General features: G+C 73.4%; 23 protein-coding genes. 22 read left to right on the top strand and 1 reads right to left on the bottom strand.

The window, feature by feature from the left end; genetic code table 11:
• The first annotated feature begins 423 nt into the window (after positions 1-423).
• From HUT12_RS24275 to HUT12_RS24195, 17 genes are all read left to right on the top strand, one after another.
• Complete coding sequence (locus HUT12_RS24275) at positions 424-1,851, top strand: FtsW/RodA/SpoVE family cell cycle protein (RefSeq protein ID WP_176095948.1); 1,428 nt, start codon at positions 424-426, stop codon at positions 1,849-1,851.
• Positions 1,851-2,957 carry an undecaprenyldiphospho-muramoylpentapeptide beta-N-acetylglucosaminyltransferase gene (gene murG / locus HUT12_RS24270; RefSeq protein WP_131057404.1) on the top strand — a complete coding sequence of 369 codons (1,107 nt, stop codon included), beginning with the start codon at positions 1,851-1,853 and terminating at the stop codon, positions 2,955-2,957. The genes HUT12_RS24275 and murG overlap by 1 nt, the downstream gene beginning before the upstream one ends.
• Positions 2,958-3,053: 96 nt before the next feature.
• Entirely contained in the window at positions 3,054-4,529 is a 1,476-nt protein-coding gene (murC, locus tag HUT12_RS24265) for a UDP-N-acetylmuramate--L-alanine ligase (RefSeq protein ID WP_131057402.1), read from the top strand.
• A gap of 32 nt (positions 4,530-4,561) precedes the next feature.
• Positions 4,562-5,341 carry a cell division protein FtsQ/DivIB gene (locus HUT12_RS24260; protein ID WP_176095947.1) on the top strand — a complete coding sequence of 260 codons (780 nt, stop codon included), beginning with the start codon at positions 4,562-4,564 and terminating at the stop codon, positions 5,339-5,341.
• A 241-nt stretch (positions 5,342-5,582) separates the two neighbouring features.
• A complete protein-coding gene (gene ftsZ / locus HUT12_RS24255; RefSeq protein WP_131054387.1) occupies positions 5,583-6,695 on the top strand; it encodes a cell division protein FtsZ in 1,113 nt (370 codons plus the stop codon).
• 9 nt (positions 6,696-6,704) lie between these two features.
• On the top strand, positions 6,705-7,448 hold the full coding sequence (locus HUT12_RS24250; RefSeq protein WP_131054386.1) for a YggS family pyridoxal phosphate-dependent enzyme: 744 nt from the start codon (positions 6,705-6,707) through the stop codon (positions 7,446-7,448).
• Positions 7,449-7,641: 193 nt separating this feature from the next.
• The gene (locus HUT12_RS24245) at positions 7,642-8,331 is read left to right on the top strand and encodes a cell division protein SepF (RefSeq protein WP_176094874.1); all 690 of its coding nucleotides are present in this window, start codon (positions 7,642-7,644) and stop codon (positions 8,329-8,331) included.
• Between the two features lie 29 nt (positions 8,332-8,360).
• Positions 8,361-8,666: a YggT family protein gene (locus tag HUT12_RS24240; RefSeq protein WP_111212523.1), complete on the top strand. Its 306-nt coding sequence runs from the start codon at positions 8,361-8,363 to the stop codon at positions 8,664-8,666.
• A 44-nt stretch (positions 8,667-8,710) separates the two neighbouring features.
• Positions 8,711-9,508 carry a DivIVA domain-containing protein gene (locus HUT12_RS24235; protein ID WP_117227072.1) on the top strand — a complete coding sequence of 266 codons (798 nt, stop codon included), beginning with the start codon at positions 8,711-8,713 and terminating at the stop codon, positions 9,506-9,508.
• A gap of 74 nt (positions 9,509-9,582) precedes the next feature.
• Positions 9,583-10,170, top strand: a complete 588-nt coding sequence (locus tag HUT12_RS24230) for a hypothetical protein (RefSeq protein ID WP_131054384.1) — start codon at positions 9,583-9,585, stop codon at positions 10,168-10,170.
• A 3-nt stretch (positions 10,171-10,173) separates the two neighbouring features.
• Positions 10,174-10,479: a DUF167 domain-containing protein gene (locus tag HUT12_RS24225; protein ID WP_131054383.1), complete on the top strand. Its 306-nt coding sequence runs from the start codon at positions 10,174-10,176 to the stop codon at positions 10,477-10,479.
• A gap of 295 nt (positions 10,480-10,774) precedes the next feature.
• A complete protein-coding gene (locus HUT12_RS24220) occupies positions 10,775-11,194 on the top strand; it encodes a TraR/DksA C4-type zinc finger protein (protein WP_117227075.1) in 420 nt (139 codons plus the stop codon).
• A 67-nt stretch (positions 11,195-11,261) separates the two neighbouring features.
• Positions 11,262-11,939, top strand: a complete 678-nt coding sequence (lspA, locus tag HUT12_RS24215; RefSeq protein WP_131054382.1) for a signal peptidase II — start codon at positions 11,262-11,264, stop codon at positions 11,937-11,939.
• Complete coding sequence (locus HUT12_RS24210) at positions 11,936-12,880, top strand: RluA family pseudouridine synthase (RefSeq protein ID WP_131054381.1); 945 nt, start codon at positions 11,936-11,938, stop codon at positions 12,878-12,880. The genes lspA and HUT12_RS24210 overlap by 4 nt, the downstream gene beginning before the upstream one ends.
• Before the next feature lie 42 nt (positions 12,881-12,922).
• Positions 12,923-13,936 (top strand): hypothetical protein, encoded by a 1,014-nt coding sequence (locus HUT12_RS24205; protein ID WP_176094872.1) that lies wholly within the window; start codon positions 12,923-12,925, stop codon positions 13,934-13,936.
• A gap of 96 nt (positions 13,937-14,032) precedes the next feature.
• Entirely contained in the window at positions 14,033-15,577 is a 1,545-nt protein-coding gene (locus HUT12_RS24200; RefSeq protein WP_176094871.1) for an AAA family ATPase, read from the top strand.
• Between the two features lie 85 nt (positions 15,578-15,662).
• A complete protein-coding gene (locus HUT12_RS24195) occupies positions 15,663-16,502 on the top strand; it encodes a DUF2567 domain-containing protein (RefSeq protein WP_368660293.1) in 840 nt (279 codons plus the stop codon).
• Here the strand turns inward: HUT12_RS24195 and HUT12_RS24190 are convergent.
• A complete protein-coding gene (locus HUT12_RS24190; RefSeq protein WP_176094870.1) occupies positions 16,414-17,115 on the bottom strand; it encodes an LON peptidase substrate-binding domain-containing protein in 702 nt (233 codons plus the stop codon). The two genes, HUT12_RS24195 and HUT12_RS24190, sit on opposite strands and share 89 nt — an antisense overlap.
• A gap of 107 nt (positions 17,116-17,222) precedes the next feature.
• Between HUT12_RS24190 and hisD the strand changes: the two genes are divergently transcribed.
• The 5 genes from hisD to hisH are packed head-to-tail and all read left to right on the top strand — an operon-like array spanning position 17,223 to position 21,144.
• Complete coding sequence (gene hisD, locus HUT12_RS24185; RefSeq protein WP_176094869.1) at positions 17,223-18,545, top strand: histidinol dehydrogenase; 1,323 nt, start codon at positions 17,223-17,225, stop codon at positions 18,543-18,545.
• The gene (locus tag HUT12_RS24180; protein WP_176094868.1) at positions 18,542-19,657 is read left to right on the top strand and encodes a histidinol-phosphate transaminase; all 1,116 of its coding nucleotides are present in this window, start codon (positions 18,542-18,544) and stop codon (positions 19,655-19,657) included. Before hisD ends, HUT12_RS24180 begins: the two co-directional genes overlap by 4 nt.
• Positions 19,654-20,265: an imidazoleglycerol-phosphate dehydratase HisB gene (hisB, locus tag HUT12_RS24175; protein ID WP_131052745.1), complete on the top strand. Its 612-nt coding sequence runs from the start codon at positions 19,654-19,656 to the stop codon at positions 20,263-20,265. The genes HUT12_RS24180 and hisB overlap by 4 nt, the downstream gene beginning before the upstream one ends.
• A 34-nt stretch (positions 20,266-20,299) precedes the next feature.
• Positions 20,300-20,470, top strand: coding sequence for a hypothetical protein (locus tag HUT12_RS24170; RefSeq protein WP_162854348.1), 171 nt, complete (start codon positions 20,300-20,302; stop codon positions 20,468-20,470).
• 8 nt (positions 20,471-20,478) lie between these two features.
• The gene (gene hisH / locus HUT12_RS24165; protein ID WP_236145687.1) at positions 20,479-21,144 is read left to right on the top strand and encodes an imidazole glycerol phosphate synthase subunit HisH; all 666 of its coding nucleotides are present in this window, start codon (positions 20,479-20,481) and stop codon (positions 21,142-21,144) included.
• Positions 21,145-21,186 lie beyond the last annotated feature (42 nt).

The following is a 21,186-nucleotide window of genomic DNA, read 5'->3' as shown; positions in this document are numbered from 1 at the left end:
ACCACTACTCCATGATCGCGGGGGCGAGCGGGCGGGCGCGGGCGGGCGGGGACGGGCGGTGGGGTGGGGAGGGGTGTGTGGGTGGCGGAGGGTGATCGGTGGGCGGCGGAGTGTGGTTGAACGCACGTTCGACACGCCGACCAGCCGGTACCGCCGGTGTCAGGTCCCCGGAGCGGCGATGATGGCGCTGTGGGGGAGGTGCGAGAAGACGACGGCGCGCGGTCGACCCGACGGTCGTCCCGGGTAGGAACCACCGGGGGATCGTCTGCGGCGGTCGGAACCGAGGACGCGGCGCGACCCGGTGGATCGGGAGCGGCCGGCGGCACGCGCGCGGCCGGGGCCGCGACAGCCGGGGCGGGTACCGGTCGTGCCGGCGGGTCCGGTGCGTCCGGCGAGACGCCGGGTGGTGGGCCGTGGCGTGGCCTGGACGCGGTGGGCGGACTCGCCGCGCTGCGTGGCCTGCTCTCCCGGCCGCTGGCCTCCTACCACCTGCTGCTCGCCAGCGCCGGACTGCTGCTGCTGATCGGCCTGACGATGGTCTTCTCGGCCACCAGCGTGCGCGACTACGCGCAGGGCGGCAGCGCCTCGACGTCGCTGACCAGGCAGGCGATCTTCGCGGTGATCGGCATCGTGGTGTTCTGGGCCTGCCAGCGGCTGCCCGCCAGCACCTACCGGTCGCTGGGTCGGCCGGCGCTGGCCGTCTCGGTGGCACTGCTGGTGGTGCTGAACCTGCTGGAGGCGTACGGGCGGTTGACCGACGGCGAGCCCCGGATCGGCCCGCTGGAGGCCGATCTGCTCTGGCTGTACGTGTTCGGGTTCGGCCTGCAACCCTCCGAGCTGGCGAAGTTCGCCCTGGTGCTGTGGGGGGCGTACGTGTTGGCCCGCAAGGGCGCGGCGCTGGGCTGGTGGCGGGAGCTGGCCACCCCGCTGTTCCCGGTGGTGGCCCTGATGTTCGTCCTGGTCGGCTACAACGACCTGGGCAGCATGCTCTGCCTGCTGGCCCTGGTGGTCGGCCTGCTCTGGGCGGCCGGAGTGCGGTTGCGGATCTTCGCCGCGCTCGGCGCGATCGGCCTGGCCGGCATCGGCCTGTTGGTCGCGGTGGCCTCGCTCGGCGCCGGCTCCGGCGTACGCGGTGAGGAGAACTACCGGCTCGCCCGGCTCACCGTCTTCTTCAACCCGCCGCCGCTGGACGACTGCCGCGACGCGCTCTGCTACCAGATGGTCCAGGCGCGCTACGCCATCGCCAACGGCGGCTGGTTCGGCACCGGGCTGGGGCAGGGGCGCACCAAGTGGGCCTGGTTGCCGGCGGCCGAGAACGACTTCATCTTCGCGGTCATCGCCGAGGAACTCGGGGTGGTCGGCTGCGCGGTGGTGGTGGTGCTGTTCGCCGTGCTCGCCTACACCGGCCTGCGGATCGCCCGCCGCGTGGACGACCCGTTCCGCCGGCTGGCCGCCGCCGGGGCCACCGCGTGGCTGGTCGGCCAGGCGTTCATCAACATGGGTGGCGTGATCGGCCTGCTGCCGCTGACCGGTGTGCCGCTGCCGTTCATCTCCGACGGCGGCAGCGCCCTGGTCGTCACGCTCGCGGCGGTCGGCATGCTGGCCTCGTTCGCCCGGGCGGAACCCGATGCGGCCCGGGCCCTGCATGCCCGTCCGCCGGCCCGGTGGGTCCGACTAGTGTGGGCTCCGTTGCCGCCGCTTCCCGGCCGACGCCGCCGCGCGGCGCCGCCGACGGCTGCCCGTGGGTCCGTACCCCAGGCACGCAAGCGGCGCAGTGACGACCAGGCCGCACCGCGTGGCACCCGGGAGGGCCGGGGCCGTGGCGGGTCGGCGGACGAGAGGAGACGTTGATGGGTCCGCTGCGTTCGGTGGTGCTCGCAGGAGGTGGCACCGGGGGGCACATCTACCCGCTGCTCGCCTTCGCCGACTGCCTGCGCCGACACGACCCCGGCGTCCGGATCACCTGCCTCGGCACACCCAAGGGCCTGGAGAACGAGCTGATCCCGCCGGCCGGCTACGACCTGCGCAACATCCCGGCCTACCAGCTGCCCCGGTCGGTCAACCTGAACCTGGTCCGTACCCCGGGCCGGATGTGGACGGCGGCCCGCGCGGCCGGCAAGGTGATCGACGAGGTGCGCGCCGACGCGGTGGTCGGCTTCGGCGGGTACGTGTCGGTGCCGGCGTACCTGGCCGCGTGGCGGCGGGAGCTGCCCATCGTGATCCACGAGGTGAACGTGCCACCGGGGGTGGCCAACCGGCTGGGCATGAAGTTCACCAAGCACATCGCGGTGGGTTTCCCGCACCAGCCGGCCCAGGCCGAGTCGCTGCGTGACGCCCGGGTGGTCGGGGTGCCGCTGCGCCGGGCCATCGCCGGGCTGGACCGGGCCGCCATGCGCAACGCCGCCCGCGCCCACTTCGGACTCCGTCCCGACCTGCCGGTGCTGTTCGTCGCCGGTGGATCGCAGGGCGCCCGCTCGATCAACCTGGCGGTGGCCGGGGCGGCCAAGGAGTTGGCCCGCAACGGCATCCAGGTGCTGCACGTGATGGGCGCCCGCAACGAGCCGGTGCCGGTCCCGACCGACCTCCCGGTGCCGTACGTGAGCCTGCCGTACCTCTCCGACATGGATGCCGGGTACGCCGCCGCGGACCTGATGCTGGGCCGGGGCGGGGCGATGACCTGTGCCGAGGTGGCCGCGATCGGCCTGCCGACCATCTACGTGCCGTACCCGCACAGCAACCAGGAGCAGAAGCGCAACGCGTTGCCGGTGGTGGAGGCCGGTGGCGGCCTGCTGGTCGACGACGCGGAGCTGACCCCGGACTGGCTGGAGCGGACGGTGATCCCGCTGGTCCGCGACCCGCAGCGGCTGCACGCGATGAGTGAGGCCGCCGCCGGGTACGGCCGGCGCGACGGCGACGAGGCGCTGCTGAACTTCGTCTACGAGGCGGTGAACCGGTGAACCGGCCGGAGTCGCGAACGAAAGGGTGGCTCCGGTGAGCGCGAGGAGTGAGCCGGGGTTGCGAGCCCCGGAGTCGCGAACGAAAGGTTGGCGCAGATGACCACGTTCAGCCCGGCCGGCACGCTGACCGCCGAGGACCTGGGCCACATCCACCTGATCGGGGTGGGTGGCGTCGGGATGAGCGGTCTGGCCCGGCTCTTCCTGACCCGGGGTCTGCCGGTCTCCGGAAGTGAGCTGCGGGAGTGGCCGTCCCTGGCGGGCCTGCGGGCGCTCGGCGGGACGATCCACATGACCCACGAGGCGACCAACCTGGACGGTGTGGACACCGTCGTGTACTCCTCGGCGATCCCCGCCGACCATCTGGAGATGGTCGAGGCACGGGAGCGCGGGCTGCGGGTGCTGCACCGGTCGGAGGCGCTCGCGGCGGCGATGACGGGCCGGCGCACGGTGGCGGTGGCGGGTACGCACGGCAAGACCACCACCACCTCCATGGTCACCATGGTGTTGCAGCGGGCCGGCACCGATCCGTCCTTCGTGATCGGTGGGGAGATCTCCGAGGGCGGCTCCGGCGCGCACCACGGCACCGGCGAGTACTTCGTGGTCGAGGCGGACGAGAGCGACCGCTCGTTCCTCATCTACCGGCCGTTCGTCTCGATCATCACGAACGTCGAGGCCGACCACCTGAACACCTACGGCGACCTGGCCACCCTGGAGGCGGCCTTCGCCGAGTTCGCCCGGCTCACCGACCCGGCGGGCTTCGTCATCACGTGTGCCGACGACCCGGGTGGTCGGCGGCTGGCGGACACGCTGCGCGCCGAGGGACGTCGGGTGTACACCTACGGCGAGGCCGACGACGCCGACCTGCGGCTGAGCGACATCGCGTCGTCGGCCCAGGGGGTGCGCTACCGGGCGCACATCGACGGTCGGTCGCTGGGCGAGTTCCGGCTGCCGGTGCCGGGTCGGCACATGGGGCTCAACAGCGCCTCGGCGGTGCTGGCGACGTACCTGCTGGAGCTGCCGTTGACGGCGGCCGAGGCGGCGCTGGCGGCCTTCCCCGGCGTACGCCGACGGTTCGAGCGCAAGGGCGTGGTGGACGGGGTGCTCGTCTACGACGAGTACGCCTACCACCCCACCTCGATGACGTTGGCTCTGCAGACGTTGCGGGAGGTGGCCGGCGAGGGGCGGCTGATCGTCGTCTTCCAGCCCTACCGGCTCTACCGCACCCGTGATCTGCAGGCGGAGATCGCCGAGGCGCTCGCGATCGCCGACGAGCTGGTGCTGCTGGAGGTCTTCGGCCCGGGGGAGCTGCGCGGCCCGGGCGAGGGGTCGGCGGCGCTGATCGAGGCGGTGGCGCTGCCGTCGGGGCAGAAGGTCTTCGTCGACTCGTGGGAGGACGCGCCGGTGGAGGTGGCCCGGCGGGCCCGCCCCGGTGACGTGGTGGTGACGATGGGCGCCCCGCCGATCTCGCTGATGGGCGACGAGCTGCTGGTCGTGCTGACCGCGCGGGCCGCCGGTCCGCAGGTGGCGGCCGGTGGTGGCGCGGTTGTCGGCGTGGACCGTACGGCGGAATGAGTCCCGGCCCGGCGCGCGGGCGCGGCACCGGTGTGGACGGCGGCGGAGGTCGCCGTCCCACCCGACGGTGGCAGCTGGTCCGGGCCGGCCGGGACGCGGTACCCGCCTCCACCCGGCGGTTCATGGCCCGGGCCCGGCGGCGGCGGATGCGCGCCGCGCTGCCCTGGGCGGTGGCCGGTGGCGTGCTGGCCCTCGCCGGTCTGGTCGCCTGGACGCTGCTCGGCACCGGCCTGTTCGGAGTACGCGAGATGCGGGTGGAGGGCGCCGAGCTGGTCACCTCCGTGCAGGTGCGGGACGCGGCCGCGGTGCCCGACGGCGCGCCGCTGGCCCGGGTGGACCTGACCGAGCTGGCGGCGCGGATCGGCACGCTGCCGCCGGTGGAGCGGGTCACCGTGCACCGGGACTGGCCGGACGGGCTGGTGGTGCGGCTGACGGAACGGACCGGTGTGGCGGTGGTGCCGCGCGGGCAGCAGTTCGACGTGATCGACGCGGCCGGGGTGGCGTTCCGGACGGTGCCGCAGCGCCCGGACGGCCTGCCGCTGCTGCGCCTGGCCGCCGCCGGGCCGGACGATCCGGACACCCGGGCGGGGCTGACGGTGCTCGGCGAGCTCACCCCAGAGTTGCGTGGTGAGCTGACCGAGGTCCGGGTGGAGGGGCTGGCCCGGATCAGTGTTCTGCTGCGTGACGACCGCACGGTGTTCTGGGGTGACGCGACACGCGGGGCGGACAAGGCCCGGGTCGCCACCGCGCTCCTACGCGAGGAGGCCGACCGGATCGACGTCAGCGCGCCGGACGTGGTCACCTTCCGGTGAGTGGCCGGTCAGGCTGTGAAGCGTCCCGCTCCACGGGCGACACGCCGGAACGGTCCTTGGCACATCGCTCGGCTGCGCTTACGTTGCCCGGAAGAGGATCAGTGGTTGACATAACTGTAACCCTCTAGTAGAGGGTGAGGGTTTGCCTCGCGACCTCGCTGGTGACAGCCGAGTCGACCGCAGGTCTGGCCACGCCGAAGCCGGTCGGGGAGCAGCCAATCTCGAGGGGAAAGGACCGGAGATGACACCTCCGCACAACTACCTGGCGGTCATCAAGGTCGTCGGCATCGGGGGCGGCGGCGTCAACGCCGTCAACCGGATGATCGAGGTTGGGCTCAAGGGCGTCGAGTTCATCGCGATCAACACGGACGCGCAGGCGTTGCTGATGAGCGACGCCGACGTGAAGCTCGACGTCGGTCGCGAACTGACCCGGGGCCTCGGCGCCGGGGCCAACCCGGACGTCGGCAAGAACGCCGCCGAGGACCACCGCGACGAGATCGAGGAGGTGCTCAAGGGCGCCGACATGGTCTTCGTCACCTGCGGCGAGGGCGGCGGCACCGGCACCGGTGGCGCGCCGGTGGTGGCGAACATCGCCCGTAAGCTGGGCGCGCTGACCATCGGCGTGGTGACGCGCCCGTTCTCCTTCGAGGGCAAGCGCCGTCAGGTGCAGGCCGAGGCCGGCATCGACGAGCTGCGCAACCAGTGCGACACCCTGATCGTCATCCCCAACGACCGGCTGCTGGCCCTCGGCGACCGCAACATCAGCATGATGGACGCGTTCCGCACCGCCGACCAGGTGCTGCTCTCCGGTGTCCAGGGCATCACCGACCTGATCACCACGCCGGGTCTGATCAACCTGGACTTCGCGGACGTCAAGAGCGTGATGAGCGGCGCGGGCAGCGCGCTGATGGGCATCGGCAGCGCGCGCGGCGAGAACCGCGCCGTGGAGGCCGCCGAGGCGGCCATCTCCAGCCCGCTGCTGGAGCAGAGCATGGACGGCGCGCGAGGCGTGCTGCTCTCCATCGCGGGCGGCTCCGACCTGGGGCTGTTCGAGATCAACGACGCCGCTCAGCTGGTCACCGACGCGGCGCACCCGGACGCCAACATCATCTTCGGTGCGGTGATCGACGACGCCCTCGGTGACGAGGTGCGGGTGACCGTGATAGCCGCCGGCTTCGACGGTGGCACTCCGGCGTACAAGGCGGCCGAGCCGACGCGCAAGACCAACCAGAACCAGCCGACGCAGCCGAGCACCCCGGTCGTGTCGCCCGCCGTGCCGGCACCACCGCAGTCGCCGCGTCGGGTGCTGTTCGACGACGTCGACGTGCCCGACTTCCTCAAGAACGGGTCCTGAGCGGCGCCGATGACCGACAGCCCCGCACTGGTGCGGCCCGACCGGCGCGCCGAGCTCGCCGCCGGGCTGGCCCGGGTACGCGCCCGCATCGCCGACGCGTGCGCAGCCTCGGGCCGGGACCGGGCCGACGTGACGATGATCGCGGTGACCAAGACGTACCCGGCCGCCGACGTGGTCGCGCTGGCCGGGCTCGGCGTGACAGACGTGGGCGAGAACCGCGACCAGGAGGCGGCCCCAAAAGCCGCCGAGGTCGCCGCGGCCGGCGCCGCGCCCCGCTGGCACTTCGTCGGTCGGCTGCAACGCAACAAGGTCAAGTCGGTGCTGCGGTACGCCGACATGGTCCAGTCCGTCGACAGCGTACGGCTGGCGTCCACGGTGGCCGCCGCAGCCGCCGGACGGGACCGGCCGTTGGAGGTGTTGGTGCAGGTCAGCATCGACGGCGACCCGTCCAGGGGCGGTGCGGTGCCCTCCTCGGCCGACCCGGACCTCGGGCTCGGCCCGGTCACCGAGGCGGTGGCCGCCGCCGATGGTCTGCGGCTGTCCGGGCTGATGGCGGTGGCGCCGCTGGGCTGGGAGCCGGAGCGGGCGTTCGCCCGGCTGGCCGACCTCGCCGCGGAGGTGCGCGCCACACATCCGGGTGCCACGGTGCTCTCGGCGGGCATGAGCGGCGACCTGGAGGCGGCGATCGGCCACGGCGCGACACATGTCCGCGTCGGGAGCGCGTTGCTCGGAATGCGTCCCACGCTGCGGTAGCCTGGCCGCGAGGGAAGCAAATTACATCAGTGTTGTTTGCGGGAACGGCCTTCCTCGCCACGGGGGGCGTGACGTGCAACGCGAATTGCGCGTCGGAGGATTGCCGTTCCGGTCCAGTGGGCAGGAACGGCCCACTCGCGACAGGCGACACGGCGGGGGCGTGTGCCGCACGGCGGACGGGAAGGGCGCGGGGATGGGTGCACTGCGCAAGGCGGGGGTCTGGCTCGGACTGGTCGAAGAGGACGAGGAGCGGGCCTACGACGACGGTGGTTACGACAAGGGTGGCTATCGCGAGTCGCGGTACCGGCAGAGCCGGTACGCCGAGGAGTTCGCCGACGATGACGACGACGAGGTGGAGGAGGCGCCCGCGCCCCGGCCGCGACTCGGCGACCGGGGGCGGTTGAGCGAGCGTGCCGGAGGTCGCCTCGGTGACTCCGAGCGGCTGGAGTCGGAGCGGCCGGAGCGGGCCGAGCGGTCCAGCGTGCGGTCGATCACCCGGGCGTCCGCCGAGTCGTCCGGCGCGAACGCGTACCACACCCGGGACAACCTGGCTCTGGCGCCGCAGGTGCAGCCGCGTGAGCGGGTGATGCCCGAGGAGGAACAGCGCTACCAGATCACCACGCTGCACCCGACCACCTACCGGGAGGCGCGGACGATCGGCGAGCACTTCCGGGACGGCGTACCTGTGATCATCAACCTCACCGAGATGGACGAGGCGGATGCCCGCCGTCTGGTGGACTTCGCCGCCGGGTTGGCGTTCGGGCTGCGCGGTACGATCGAGCGCGTGACCAACCGGGTGTTCCTACTCTCGCCGGCCAACGTCCAGGTCACCGCGGAGGACAAGGCCAAGATCGCTGAGGGTGGGTTCTTCAGCCTGAGTTGACCCGCCCGACCCGAGGGACGCCACAAGCCGTGTTGTCGATCTTGCTACAGGTTCTCTACCTGATCACGTATGTCTTTCTGATCGTTCTTTTGGCCCGTTTCGTGTTGAGCGCCGTCCTGCAGTACGGGCGGCGTTGGCAACCTGGTCGCGGAGCATCGGCCGGACTTGAATCCGTGTGGAGCGTCACTGATCCCCCGCTCTGGGCGTTGAGGCGTGTGATCCCTCCGCTGCGAATTGGTACCGTGAGCATCGACCTGGCCTCCCTTGTGCTCCTGGTTATCCTGTTCGTGCTGATGAGGTTTGTGTTAGAGCCGGCGATCATCAGGACCGCCTGATGACCGACGCGCTATCGCGGCCGCAACTGACCCGAGGAGTTTCGATGCCGCTGACCCCGGCCGACGTCCATAACGTCGCCTTCAAGAAGCCGCCGATCGGCAAGCGGGGCTACGACGAGGAGGAGGTCGACGCCTTCCTGGACGAGGTCGAGCGCGAACTCGCCCGTCTGATCGAAGAGAACAACGAGCTGCGCGCCCAGGTGGAGCGCGGCGGTCGGGGCGGTGCCCCGGCCGGCCCCGGTGGCGATGCCCGCCTCGCCGCCGAGCTCAACGACGTCAAGGCGCAGCTCGACCGCGTGCAGCGGGACAAGGCCGCCGCCGAGCAGGCCGCCCGCGCGATGCAGGCCGAGCTGGAGCAGACCCGCTCCGCCGGTGGTGCGGTGCCGGGTGGCGACGGCGAGCAGCAGGCGCTGCGGGTGCTGATGATGGCCCAGCGCACGGCGGACGACCACGTCTCCGACGCGCGCCGCGAGGCCGACCAGCTGCTCTCCGAGGCCCGTTCCAAGGCCGAGGAGGTCACCCGTGAGGCGCGGGCCAAGGCCGACGCGCTGGAGCGGGACGCCCGCCAGCGGCACCAGGAGGCCATGGGCGGCCTGGACGCCAAGCGCACCGCGCTGCAGAAGCACATCGAGGAGCTCAAGCAGTTCGAGCGCGAGTACCGCACCCGGCTCAAGGCGTACCTGGAGAGCCAGCTGCGTGACCTCGACGGTCGTGGGCAGGGCCTGGAGGCCGAGATGACCCGTGGGGACGGCACCCGGGCCGCCGGCAACGGCCTGGCCGCCGCCGGGCTCGCCGGTTCCTACGGCGGCGGTCGCTCCGGCGCTCTCGAGGCCGGTCGCTGAATCGGGCCGGTGACCGCCGTCGACACGGCGGTCGCCCGCCCTGCCTCATCGGTACGACGCGACGGGGGTGAGCGGTGATAATCATCAGTCTCGCGCTCATCCTCGTCGCCGTGGTGCTGCTGGTGCTCGGTCTGGCCGGCGGCTCCAGCCCGTTGCTGGTCGTCTCGATCGGCGCCAGCCTGCTGGCCGCCGTGGCCCTGGTCACCGGCGCCCGTCAGGCCGCCACCGGTCGCGCGGCGGCCCGTGGTGAGCGGGCGACGGAGGACGCCACCGGGCCGACCGTCCAGGAAAGCCCGTCGGGCATCCCGACGCAGCACGTCCCGCCGACCGTCGACACCGGCGACTCCGGGTGGCGGCAACCACCCGGTTCGCCGGTGACGGTCGAGGCGGAGGCGCCGGTCGAGGGCGCGGTGGTCGACGGGTACGACGACGAGCCGGCCGCCCAGGAGATCACGCCGGAGCAGGCCGCACGGCTGGCCCGGCTCCCGGACGAGGTCCGGGTGGTCGACGGTCGACCCCGCTATCACCTTGCCGAGTGCGTGCACCTGGTCGGGCGCGACCACGAGCCGCTGCCCGCCGCCGAGGCGGCCGAACTCGGCTTCACGCCGTGTGGGCTCTGCGCCCCCGGCACCGTCCTGCTCTCCGAGTCCGGCCGCCGCTGAGCCGTGGCCGAGGTGCTCACCGTCGCCGTACGGGTGAAGCCGGGGGCGTCCCGGGCCCGGGTGGGTGGCCGGTTCGACGGTCCGCACGGTCCCGCTCTGGTGATCGCCGTCAACGCCCGGGCCGTGGACGGACGGGCCACCGAGGCGGCGCGTCGCGCGTTGGCCGAGGCGCTCGGTGTCCGCCCGGCGGCCGTGTCGCTGCGGACCGGTGCGGCCAGCCGCGACAAACTCTTCCTGGTCGCCGCCGACGGGCCGGATCCGGTGTCGCGGTTGTCCCGGTTGCGCGACGGCGTGGGCCCGCCCGGCTGACCGGCACCCGCCGCGCGCGGACGCCGGATCCGGGGGTACGGGGACGGCGAACCGGCCGGCGACGTGGTCGCGATCTGCTAGCGTTCCCCCTGCCCCGGTAATGGCATGAAACGGGGCGGATGGGGCGATTCGGTGCGGCAGATTGTCGGACGCCTGTACGTTCCGTATCCTTGCCAACCTCCGGAGTGCGCGGCCAGGTCGCCGCGCGCCCGTTTTGTACCTGGGGCAGCCGATGTCGGCGGCCCCTGTTCAGGTGCCACGGATTTCCCGTGGCTCCGTGGCCGAGGGAGCGACTATGGCCAAGCCAGCCGACACCAGGACCGCGGGCCGTAAGCCGGCGCCGAAGTCCACCCGCAGTGCCGCGGAGACCGAGAAGATCCGTGCCGCGCTGGCGGCCCGTCATGACGAGTTGCGCGCCGAGTACGATCAGACGCTGAGCGAGATCACCGAGCTGCAGCGCGACCGGCTGACCGACTCGGCCGGGGACGACCAGGCCGACACCGGGACCAAGACGCTTGAGCGGGAGCAGGAGATCTCCCTCGCCAACAGCATCCTGGAACGGATCACGCAGGTCGAGCGCGCGCTGGAGCGGCTCGACGAGGGTGGTTACGGCTGGTGCGCGCGGTGCGGCAACCCCATCCCGGTGGAGCGCCTCGCCGCGTTCCCGTCGGCCACTCTCTGCGTGACCTGCAAGCAGCTGGAGGAGCGGCGCTGACGGCTGTCTCCCCGGCACTGGTGCGCGGCGGTGCGACAGCACCGCCGCGATCGTCGATGGGGAGCGAATGAGCGCAGCACCGCCCGCGGGACCCGGCACCGCCGCGCCGGGCACCGCCACGAAGTCGCGGCGCCGGCCGGTCACGATCCTGGTCAGCCTCGCGTTGTTCGCGGTGGCGGTCGACCTGTTCACCAAGCACCTGGCCCTGCAGGAGCTGAGCGACCGGGAGCCGGTACGCCTGCTCGGCGGCGCGCTGTACTTCTCGCTGACCCGCAACAGCGGGGCCGCCTGGAGCATGGGCTCGGACTACACCTTCATCTTCCCGGTGATCGCCCTCGGTGTCCTGGGCTGGATCGCCTGGATGGCGCGGACGCTGCGCTCGGTGCCGTGGGCGATCTCGCTCGGCCTGGTGGTCGGCGGCGTCACCGGTAACCTGATCGACCGGATCTTCCGCGCACCGGGCTGGTTCGTCGGGCACGTGGTCGACATGATCAGCGTCTTCGACCCGTACGGCCGGGTCTTTCCGATCTTCAATATCGCGGACAGCGCCCTGGTCTGCGGTGTCGTGCTCGCGGTCGGCCTGGAGTTCACCGGCCGACAGCGTGACGGCACCCGGGCCGTCGGCGAGGAACGGCCCGCCACGACGCCCGGGGACGACGACGCGACGCCCACCGGCGACGGCGCCGAGACCGGTCCGGGTCCCCGGGCCGGGACGACCGACGACGGACGGCGGGAGCGGGCATGACGGCCACCTTCGCCGCCGGCGGCGACCACCGCAGTCTGCCCGTCCCCGACGGCCTCGACGGGATGCGGCTGGACCAGGCCGTGGCCCGGCTGTTCGGTCTCTCCCGTACCGCCGCCGCCGCGCTGGTCGACGACGGCGCGGCACTGGTCGACGGTGCGGTGCGGCCCAACTCGCACAAGGTGCGGGCGGGCGCCTGGCTGGAGGTGACGCTGCCGCCGCCGGCCAGCGCGCCGGTGGTGGTGCCGCAGGCGGTGCCGGGCCTGCGGGTGGTCCACGCCGACGACGACATCGTGGTGGTGGACAAGCCGGTCGGCGTGGCGGCGCACCCGAGCCCCGGGTGGAGCGGCCCGACGGTGATCGGCGGGCTGGCCGCGATCGGGCACACCATCGCCACCAGCGGCGCGGCCGAGCGTCAGGGCGTGGTGCACCGGCTCGACGTCGGCACCACCGGCGTGATGGTGGTGGCCAAGAGCGAGCAGGCGTACAGCGTGTTGAAGCGGGCCTTCAAGTACCGCGAGGTGGAGAAGCGGTACCACGCGGTGGTGCAGGGTCACCTGGACCCGCTGCGCGGCACCGTGGACGCGCCGATCGACCGGCACCCGCACCACGACTACCGCTGGGCGGTGGTCTCCGGCGGCAAGCCCAGCATCACCCACTACGACACCATCGAGGCGTTCCCCGCGGCCAGCCTGGTCGACGTCCGGCTGGAGACCGGTCGCACCCACCAGATCCGGGTGCACTTCTCCACCATGCGGCACCCCTGCGTGGGTGACCTGACGTACGGTGCGGACCCGACGCTCGCCGCCCGGCTCAAACTGGATCGGCAGTGGTTGCACGCCAGAGAGTTGAGCTTCCAGCACCCCCGTACGGGGGACGAGGTCCGCTTCGTCAGCGACTACCCTGACGACCTGGGACGTGCGCTGGAAATCCTCCGCGACTGACGCGCCCCACCCGTGGAGACCGATCCGACGAGGGGGCTGCCCGTGCGTGCCGGCGACCTGCTGCGGCAGTTGGACCAGCGGCTGCTGCCCCGTCTCGCCGCCGCGGTGACCCGACTCGGCCAGGGACCGACCCGGGTCCCGCTGCTCGGATGGGTGGCGGTGCTGTCCTGCGCCGCCGTGCTGACCACCGCCGTGCTCGCCACCAACGGGCCGCCGGTGCCGGACCGCACCGTCGGCGAGGTGACCCGGGTGGGGGTCTCCGACGGCGACTCCATCCCCGGATACGAGCGCACCGCCGCCGCGGACCTGGCCGCGCTGGCCGGCACGTCCCTCGCCGACGGCACGTACGCGCTGGTCTCGTTGACCGAGTACCGCACCCCGGAGTCGCTCGCGGCGGTCGTCGGTGACATCGGCGTGGCGGTGGTCTTCGGCCGGGTGCCGTTGCCGGACCGACAGACCGAGATCGTCCGGATCCCCGCCCAACGGCTGCCGGAGGACGTGACCGCCGGGATGACCCGGCTGGCCGAGCGCAAGGAGCGGGAGGCGACCGACTACCGCACCCGGGCCGCCGCGCTCGGTGGCGGTGGTCCGCAGCAGCGCGAGTTGCGCGAGCTCTACGAGAGCGGCGCGCAGGTGGCGGCGGCGGAGGCCACCGCGTACCGGTCCGGCTGCGCCTGCCTCTACGCCCTGGTGGTGCGGGCCGCACCGGCGCAGTTGCGCGGCGTGGCGACCCGGCTGGGTGTGCGGGTGGTCGACCCGGCCCCGGAGGTACGGCGGTTGGAGCGCACCGTCTTCACCCCGCCGCTGCCCGAGCAGCAGGACGTGGTCCGCCCCCCGATCGACCACGGTCACACCGCCTCCCCGATGCCGACCGCCGCGACGGGCTCGCCCGTGCCGCCCTCGACTCCGGAGCGCGACCCGTCGGCTTCGCCGCAGGTGACGGATTCGTCACCATCACCGGCGGTTTCCTCGTCGGCACCGCCCGTCATCCCCCGCGAGACGCCCTCCACCTCGGTGGACAGCGCCGAGGAGAGCGAAGCGAGCCCGACACCGTGACGGTTGCGGACACATCGGTACGTCGCCCGGTGTGGCCTGAATAAGGTTTCGTTCGTAGCCTGTCAGACGGAAACCAAAGCGCGGGGAGGGCGAGCCGTGGACGGCAGCGAGACCGGTTGGGGACGTCCCGCCGAACCGGCACCGCGTTGGCGGGCGCTGCTGGATCGAGCCCGCCTGGGCGGTCGCGGCAGTGACCAGGCCGCCGAGCGGCACACCGACGAGGAACCATCACCTTCGACCGAGCCGTTGCCGCGTCGCGGCCCCGGTCCCGGCTACTCCGGGCGGGTCGCGCCGGTCGGACCCCCGCCGGTCGGACCCCCGCCGATGGGGCCACCGCCGATGGGGCCACCGCCGGTCGGCCCTCCGCCGCCGAACCGGCAGCCGTACGGTGGCGAGCCCGGTTACCGGGCCGAGGCGAGCTACCGGGTCGAGCCGCCGCGTCCCGCGCCGACGTACCCGGGACAGTCCGGCCCTCCGGTCGAACCCGGCTATCCGGGCGACCCGGGGTATCCGCCGCCGCCCGACCAGCGTCGCCCCGACCAGCGCCGTCCCGAACCGCGCCGTCCGGACCAGAGGGGTGCCGATCCGCGCCGTCCCGACCAGCGTGGTGCCGATCCGGGGGAGTCGCGGTACACGTTGCTGGACAACGGCTACCGACACGCCGCACCGCCGGTGGAGTCGCGGTACGCGCTGCTGGACAACGGTGGCTACCAGCCGCCCACGCCTCCCGCGCCGCCGGCCCCCGCGCCGCCGACGGCACCGCCCGGCCCGCCCCCGCAGGCGGTCGGCGGTCGTCCGGGACGTTTCGAGTGGCGGGCGCAGAACTCCGGCGGTGACCTGGAACGGGCCGCCGCCGTGCTCCGGCGGGACCTGGGCACCCCCCGGGTGGTCGCCTTCGCCAACCCCAAGGGCGGCGTGCACAAGACCACCGCGACAGTACTGGCCGCGGCCACCGTCGGCAGCGTACGCGGGCGGGGTGTGCTGGCCTGGGACGACAACGAGTTGCGGGGCACCCTCGGGCTGCGCGCCGGCAGCGCCCGGCACGCCCGGACGATCCGGCATCTGGTCTCCGACCTGGTGCAGATCGAGATCCGCGAGGGCCCGGAGCTGCTGGAGATCCTCGACGACTACCTGCGGCACGCCTCCGACGGCTCGTACGACGTCCTGGCCGGCGAGGAGAGCCCCCGGTTCGCCCAACGACTGGACCAGTTCACCGTCAAGCGGGTGCTCGAACTGCTGCGTCGCACCCATGACGTGATCTGCGTGGACACCGGCAACAACGTGGAGAGTCCGAACTGGCGCACCGTCATGCAGGCCGCCGACCAGCTCGTGGTCACCACCGTGCCGCGCGAGGACGCCGCGTTCAGCGCCGACTGGATGCTCGACCTGCTGCACGAGGAGGGGATGGGGGAGCTGGCCGACAACGCGGTCACGCTGATCTCCTGCCCGACGCCGGGCCGGCTGCCGTTGCAGGGCGACCTGGAGCGGCACTTCGCGACCCGGACCCGGGCGGTGACCGTGGTGCCGTACGACCCGGCGCTGGAGACCGGCTCCTCGATCGAGTACCACCAACTCCAGGGCGAGACCCGGCAGGCGTGGCTGCGGGCGGCGGCGGCGATGCTGGAGCCCTTCGGCCGTTGACGCGTCCGGGCAGCTCACCACCGACGGTCGTGGCGGAGTGGCGACACTGTGCACGGCGTCCGGCGGCAACTGCGAGGATCATCGGGTGAGCCCGGAGACCCCCGCCGCCGAACCGCCCGCACCGGCACCGCCGGTCGTCCCGCAGCCGCCGACCGGACCGCCGCGCCATCCTGCCCGTACGCTGCGGGTCGGCGCCCTGACGGTGCTCGTCATGGGCCTGCTGGGTATCCCGCTGGGGCTGCTCTGGGCGGTGCTCGCCCCGGCCACCCCGGTGATCAAGAGCGGCCCCACCCAGGCCGTCTACGGCCAGGCGCAGCCGGAGCAGCCGATCGCCGCCGACGGCTGGTTCAGCCTGCTCGGTCTCGGTTTCGGGGTGCTCGCCGCGCTCGTCGTCTGGCTGGTGCTGCGGCGCTACCGGGGACCCGTCGGCCTGGTCGTCGTGGTGGCCGGTGGCCTCGCCGCCGCCCTGGTCGCCTGGCAGGTGGGGCGGCGCATCGGGCTGAGCGGCTACGAGCGACTGCTGGACAGCGCGCCGGACGGCACCCGGCTGGCCAAACCCGCCGACCTGCGGGCCGGCGGCATCGAGATGGTGCTCGGCGTGCTGCCGGTGCCGCACGGCAATCTGCTGCTGGCGGCGTTCGGGGCCGCGGTGGCGTACACCCTGCTGGCCGGCTGGTCCCGGTGGCCGTCGCTGCGCCCCGAGCCGGAGCCCGACCCGGCCTGGTTCGTCCCGCCGACCGGCTACCCGGACGGCACCGCACGGCCGCCGCTCGACCACTCGGGCGGGACCGTGGCGTCGCCGGTCGGCTACCCGGAGGGTGCCGCGCCGCCGCCGGTCAGTTCGGAGCCGGCGGCGCCGTGGCCAGCTCCGCCAGCGGCACCGGCACCGCCCGCACCTGGCGCAGCAGAGCCGCCTCGCGGTTGAGCAGCCGCAGTTCGGCGCGGAGCCGGGCGGCGGTGTCGTCGATCGCCAGCAGCCGCTGCCGGTCGGCCACGGTCAGCGCGGCGGTCGCGGCCACCAGGTGGGAGAGCACCGTCGGATCCTCGGGCAGTTGCTCGCTGAGCTGCTCGGGCTCGGCCCGCATCAGGCCGAGGTACTGCCGGAACACGGCGGTGACCCGGGCCGCGAGCTGCGCGGCGGCCTCGTCCGGGCCGCTCGGCTCGGGTAGCCACTGCACCTCGGCGGTCAGGTACGGCGCGGAGGCGGAGTCGATCTCGATGACCCGGAACCGTCGCCGGCCCACCGTGACGATGTCGAATCCGCCGTCGGTCAACTCGGCGACCTCCCGCAGGTCGGCGGTGCACCCCACCTCGTGCAGGGTCACCTCGCCGGTGCCCGGGGTGATCCGGTCGGGTCCGGGCGCGACCTCCCAGCCGCTCCGGATCGCCACCACACCGAACTCCCGGGGCGTATCCGGCGGCAGGTCGACCAGGTGGCGGACCAGCGCGCGGTAGCGCTCCTCGAAGATGTGCAGCGGCAGCACCAGCCCGGGGAAGAGCACCGTGGTGAGCGGGAACAGCGGCAGCCGTGCGGTCACGTGATCGAGCCTAGCCCGACTCGCCGCCACCGGCGTGTCCCGGCTCACCGTCCCGGACAGCGGGCGGCGTCGGTCGGCCCGGTGGCGGGCCGCCTAGACTCGCAGGGGTGTTGAACCGGATCGACCTGCGCGGTGGCGAGCCCGACCCGCGCCACCTGCTGCCCCGTGCCCAACTCGACGTGTCGGTGGCCGTCGAGCGCATCCGCCCGATCGTGACGGCGGTCCGTGAGCATGGCTACCAGGCGGTCCGCGAGGCCAGTGAGCGGTTCGACGGGATCTCCCCGGAGGTGCTCCGGGTGCCGGTCGAGGCGATCGCCGCGGCGGAGGAGACCCTCGACCCGCAGGTCCGCGCCGCGCTGCTGGAGTCCATCCGCCGGACCCGCACGGTTCACGACGACCAGCGGCGCACCGATCACACCACCCACGTGGTGCCGGGCGGCACGGTCACCGAGCGCTGGGTGCCGGTCGACCGGGTCGGTCTCTACGTTCCCGGCGGCCTGGCGATGTACCCGTCGACCGTGGTGATGAACGTGGTGCCCGCGCAGGCGGCCGGAGTCCGGTCGCTGGTGGTGGTCTCGCCGCCGCAGAAGGAGAACGGCGGGCTGCCGGACGCCCGGGTGCTGGCCGCCTGTGCGCTGCTCGGCGTCGACGAGGTCTACGCCGTCGGTGGGGCGCAGGCGGTGGCCATGCTGGCGTACGGCTGCGCGGTGGACGCCGCCGGCAGTGCGCACTGCGCTCCGGTCGACATGATCACCGGGCCCGGCAACATCTTCGTCACCGCCGCCAAGCGGCTGCTGCGCGGCGTGGTGGGCATCGACGCCGAGGCCGGCCCGACCGAGATCGCCATCCTCGCCGACGACACCGCCGACCCGGCGCACGTCGCCGCCGACCTGATCAGCCAGGCCGAGCACGACCCGCTGGCGGCGAGCGTGCTGGTCACCCCCTCGGTGGCGCTGGCCGACGCGGTGGACCGCGAACTTGCCCGGCAGGTGCCGGCGACCAAGCACGCCGACCGGGTCGGCACCGCGCTGGGCGGGGAGCAGAGCGGCGTCGTGCTCGTCGACGACCTGGCCGCAGGGCTGCGGGTGGTCGACGCGTACGCGGCGGAGCACCTGGAGATCCAGACCGTCGACGCCCGCGAGTGGGCGATGCGGGTACGCAACGCCGGGGCGATCTTCGTGGGCGCGTACTCGCCGGTGTCGCTGGGTGACTACTGCGCCGGTTCCAACCACGTACTCCCCACCGGCGGCTGCGCCCGGCACTCGTCCGGGCTCTCGGTGCAGTCCTTCCTGCGCGGCGTCCACCTGGTGGAGTACACCGAGGAGGCGCTGCGGGAGGTGGCACCGCACGTGGTGGCGCTGGCCACCGCGGAGGACCTGCCCGCGCACGGCGAGGCGGTCTCCGCCCGATTCCGTCAGGAACCCTCATGACCGAGCTGTCCGACCTGCCGATCCGGGACGACCTGCGCGGGCTGTCGCCGTACGGCGCGCCGCAGCTCGACGTGCCGGTGCGGCTGAACACCAACGAGAACTCCTACCCGGTGCCGGAGCCGGTGGTGGAGGCGATCGGCAAGGCCGTCGCCGCCGAGCTGCGGGACCTCAACCGGTACCCGGACCGCGACGCGGTGGCGCTCCGCGCCGACCTGGCCGAGTACGTCGGCCACGGGCTCACCGGCGACGGGGTGTGGGCGGCCAACGGCTCCAACGAGATCCAGCAGCAACTCCTCCAGGCGTTCGGTGGACCGGGGCGGACCGCGCTCGGCTTCACGCCGGCGTACTCGATGCATCCGCTGCTGGCGTTGGGCACCGGCACCCAGTGGGTGCCGGCCCGACGCGGCGTCGACTTCGGGTTGACCGCCGACGAGGCGGTGGCCCAGATCCGTGAGCACCGACCCGACGTGGTCTTCCTCTGCTCGCCGAACAACCCCACCGGCACCGCGCTCGACCCGGCGGTGGTCACCGCCGTGCTGGACGCGGCACCGGGCATGGTGGTGGTCGACGAGGCGTACGCGGAGTTCGCCCGGCCGGGGACGGTCAGCGCCCTGGCGGTGCTGCCCGGGCACCCTCGGCTGGTGGTGACCCGGACGATGAGCAAGGCGTTCGGGTTCGCCGGCGGGCGGCTGGGCTACCTGGCAGCCGACCCGGCCGTGGTGGCGGCGGTGCAGCTCGTGCGCCTGCCGTACCACCTCTCGGCGCTCACCCAGGCCGCCGCGCGGGCGGCGCTGGCACACCGCGAGACGCTGCTCGGCACCGTCACGGAGATCATGCGCCAGCGGGACCGGATCGTCGCCGCGCTGCGCGACCGTGGTCTGCGGGTGGCCGACAGCGACGCCAACTTCGTGCTCTACGAGGTGGGCGGCGACCAGGGCGTGGCGTGGCGCGCGATGCTGGCGCAGGGGGTGCTGGTACGCGACGTCGGCCTGCCGGGCTGGCTGCGGGTCACCGCCGGCACCCCGGCCGAGACCGACGCCTTCCTTGCCGCCGTGGACGAGACCCAGCGCGAGGGCCAGGCCCCGCCGCGACCGAAAGGCACCCCATCATGAGCCGGACCGCCCGGGTGGAGCGGATCACCAAGGAGACCAAGGTCCTGGTGGAGATCGACCTCGACGGCACCGGAGCGGTCGAGATCAGCACCGGGGTCGGTTTCTACGACCACATGCTGCACCAGATCGCCCGGCACGGAGGTTTCGACCTGACCGTGCGGACCGTGGGTGACCTGGAGATCGACGCGCACCACACGATGGAGGACACCGCGTTGGCGCTGGGCGCCGCGTTCGACCAGGCGCTGGGCGACAAGGCCGGCATCCGGCGCTACGGCTCGGCCGTCGTGCCGATGGACGAGGTGCTGGTCCGGGCCGCCGTCGACCTGTCCGGTCGGCCGTACGTGGTGCACGACGAGCCGGCGCTGGCGCCGTACATCGGCCCGGTCTACCCGACCAGCATGACCCGGCACATCTGGGAGTCGTTCGGTCAGGCGGCCCGGATCACGCTGCACGTGGACGTCCTGCGGGCGGCTCGCCCCGGCGGGCACCCGGACGCCCATCACGTGGTGGAGGCGCAGTTCAAGGCGGTCTCCCGGGCGCTGCGTGAGGCGACCGCGCTGGACCCGCGCGCGGCCGGGGCGATCCCGAGCACCAAGGGCGCGCTGTGACCGGCCGGGACGTCACCGGGCGGGGGTGCCGCTGATGGGCGCGGTGCTGCCGACGCTGCTGCTGATCTTCGCCGGGGTGCTGGTGGGCGGGACGCTCTCGCTGCACCGGCAGGGCGCGCCGCGCGGCGCGGTGGTGGTCTGCGGTCTGCTGGCGCTGCTGGCCAGCATCGCCGGTGTGCTGTGGCTGCTGCCGGGGGAGGGATAGTGGCCGACGTGAGCAGTCGCCCTGCCGGTGCCGAGGACGCGCGTCGCCGGGTCGTGGTGCTCGACTACGGGTCGGGCAACCTGCGCTCGGCGGAACGCGCGCTGGCTGCCGCCGGTGCCGACGTGGTGGTCACCGGAGACCTGGCCGCCGCTGCCGACGCCGACGGTCTGGTGGTGCCCGGGGTGGGTGCCTTCGCCGCGTGCATGGCCGGCATCGACGAGGTCGGCGCGGGCCCGGTGATCGCCGAGCGGGTCGCCGCCGGTCGGCCGGTGCTGGGCATCTGCGTGGGTATGCAGATCCTCTTCGAGTCCGGCGACGAGCACGGGGTGGTCACCAAGGGGCTGGGTCTGCTGCCGGGTGGCGTCAGCCGGCTTCCCGCCGCCCGGTTGCCCCACATGGGCTGGAACACCGTGCAGGCGCCGGTCGGTTCGGTGCTCTTCGCCGGCCTGCCGGCCGACAGCCGTTTCTACTTCGTCCACTCGTACGCGGCCGGTGACGTGGCCGCGCTGACCGAGGCCGGCGTCCGGGTGACCACCGCCCACCACGACCGTGACTTCGTCGCGGCGGTGGAACGGGGTGCGCTCTCGGCCGCCCAGTTCCACCCGGAGAAGTCCGCCGACACCGGTGCGGCCCTGCTGCGCAACTGGCTGGCCACGGTGCCCGTCGGTGGCTGACCGGGGCAGCGCCCGGCGGTCGGCGACGACCGGGCGTACGCG

The organism is Verrucosispora sp. NA02020 (assembly GCF_013364215.1).
Classification (GTDB): Bacteria; Actinomycetota; Actinomycetes; order Mycobacteriales; family Micromonosporaceae; genus Micromonospora.
The sequence above is the reverse complement of the archived record's forward strand: the minus strand, read 5'-3'. Positions and strand labels throughout refer to the sequence as shown.

Coding starts and splice junctions, on each gene's coding strand:
- lspA (WP_131054382.1), top strand. CDS start 11,262: ATGAGCGCAGCACCGCCCGCGGGACCCGGCACCGCCGCGCCGGGCACC.
- HUT12_RS24250 (WP_131054386.1), top strand. CDS start 6,705: ATGACCGACAGCCCCGCACTGGTGCGGCCCGACCGGCGCGCCGAGCTC.
- murC (WP_131057402.1), top strand. CDS start 3,054: ATGACCACGTTCAGCCCGGCCGGCACGCTGACCGCCGAGGACCTGGGC.
- ftsZ (WP_131054387.1), top strand. CDS start 5,583: ATGACACCTCCGCACAACTACCTGGCGGTCATCAAGGTCGTCGGCATC.
- HUT12_RS24210 (WP_131054381.1), top strand. CDS start 11,936: ATGACGGCCACCTTCGCCGCCGGCGGCGACCACCGCAGTCTGCCCGTC.
- murG (WP_131057404.1), top strand. CDS start 1,851: ATGGGTCCGCTGCGTTCGGTGGTGCTCGCAGGAGGTGGCACCGGGGGG.
- HUT12_RS24180 (WP_176094868.1), top strand. CDS start 18,542: ATGACCGAGCTGTCCGACCTGCCGATCCGGGACGACCTGCGCGGGCTG.
- HUT12_RS24220 (WP_117227075.1), top strand. CDS start 10,775: ATGGCCAAGCCAGCCGACACCAGGACCGCGGGCCGTAAGCCGGCGCCG.
- HUT12_RS24170 (WP_162854348.1), top strand. CDS start 20,300: ATGGGCGCGGTGCTGCCGACGCTGCTGCTGATCTTCGCCGGGGTGCTG.
- hisB (WP_131052745.1), top strand. CDS start 19,654: ATGAGCCGGACCGCCCGGGTGGAGCGGATCACCAAGGAGACCAAGGTC.
- HUT12_RS24245 (WP_176094874.1), top strand. CDS start 7,642: ATGGGTGCACTGCGCAAGGCGGGGGTCTGGCTCGGACTGGTCGAAGAG.
- HUT12_RS24235 (WP_117227072.1), top strand. CDS start 8,711: ATGCCGCTGACCCCGGCCGACGTCCATAACGTCGCCTTCAAGAAGCCG.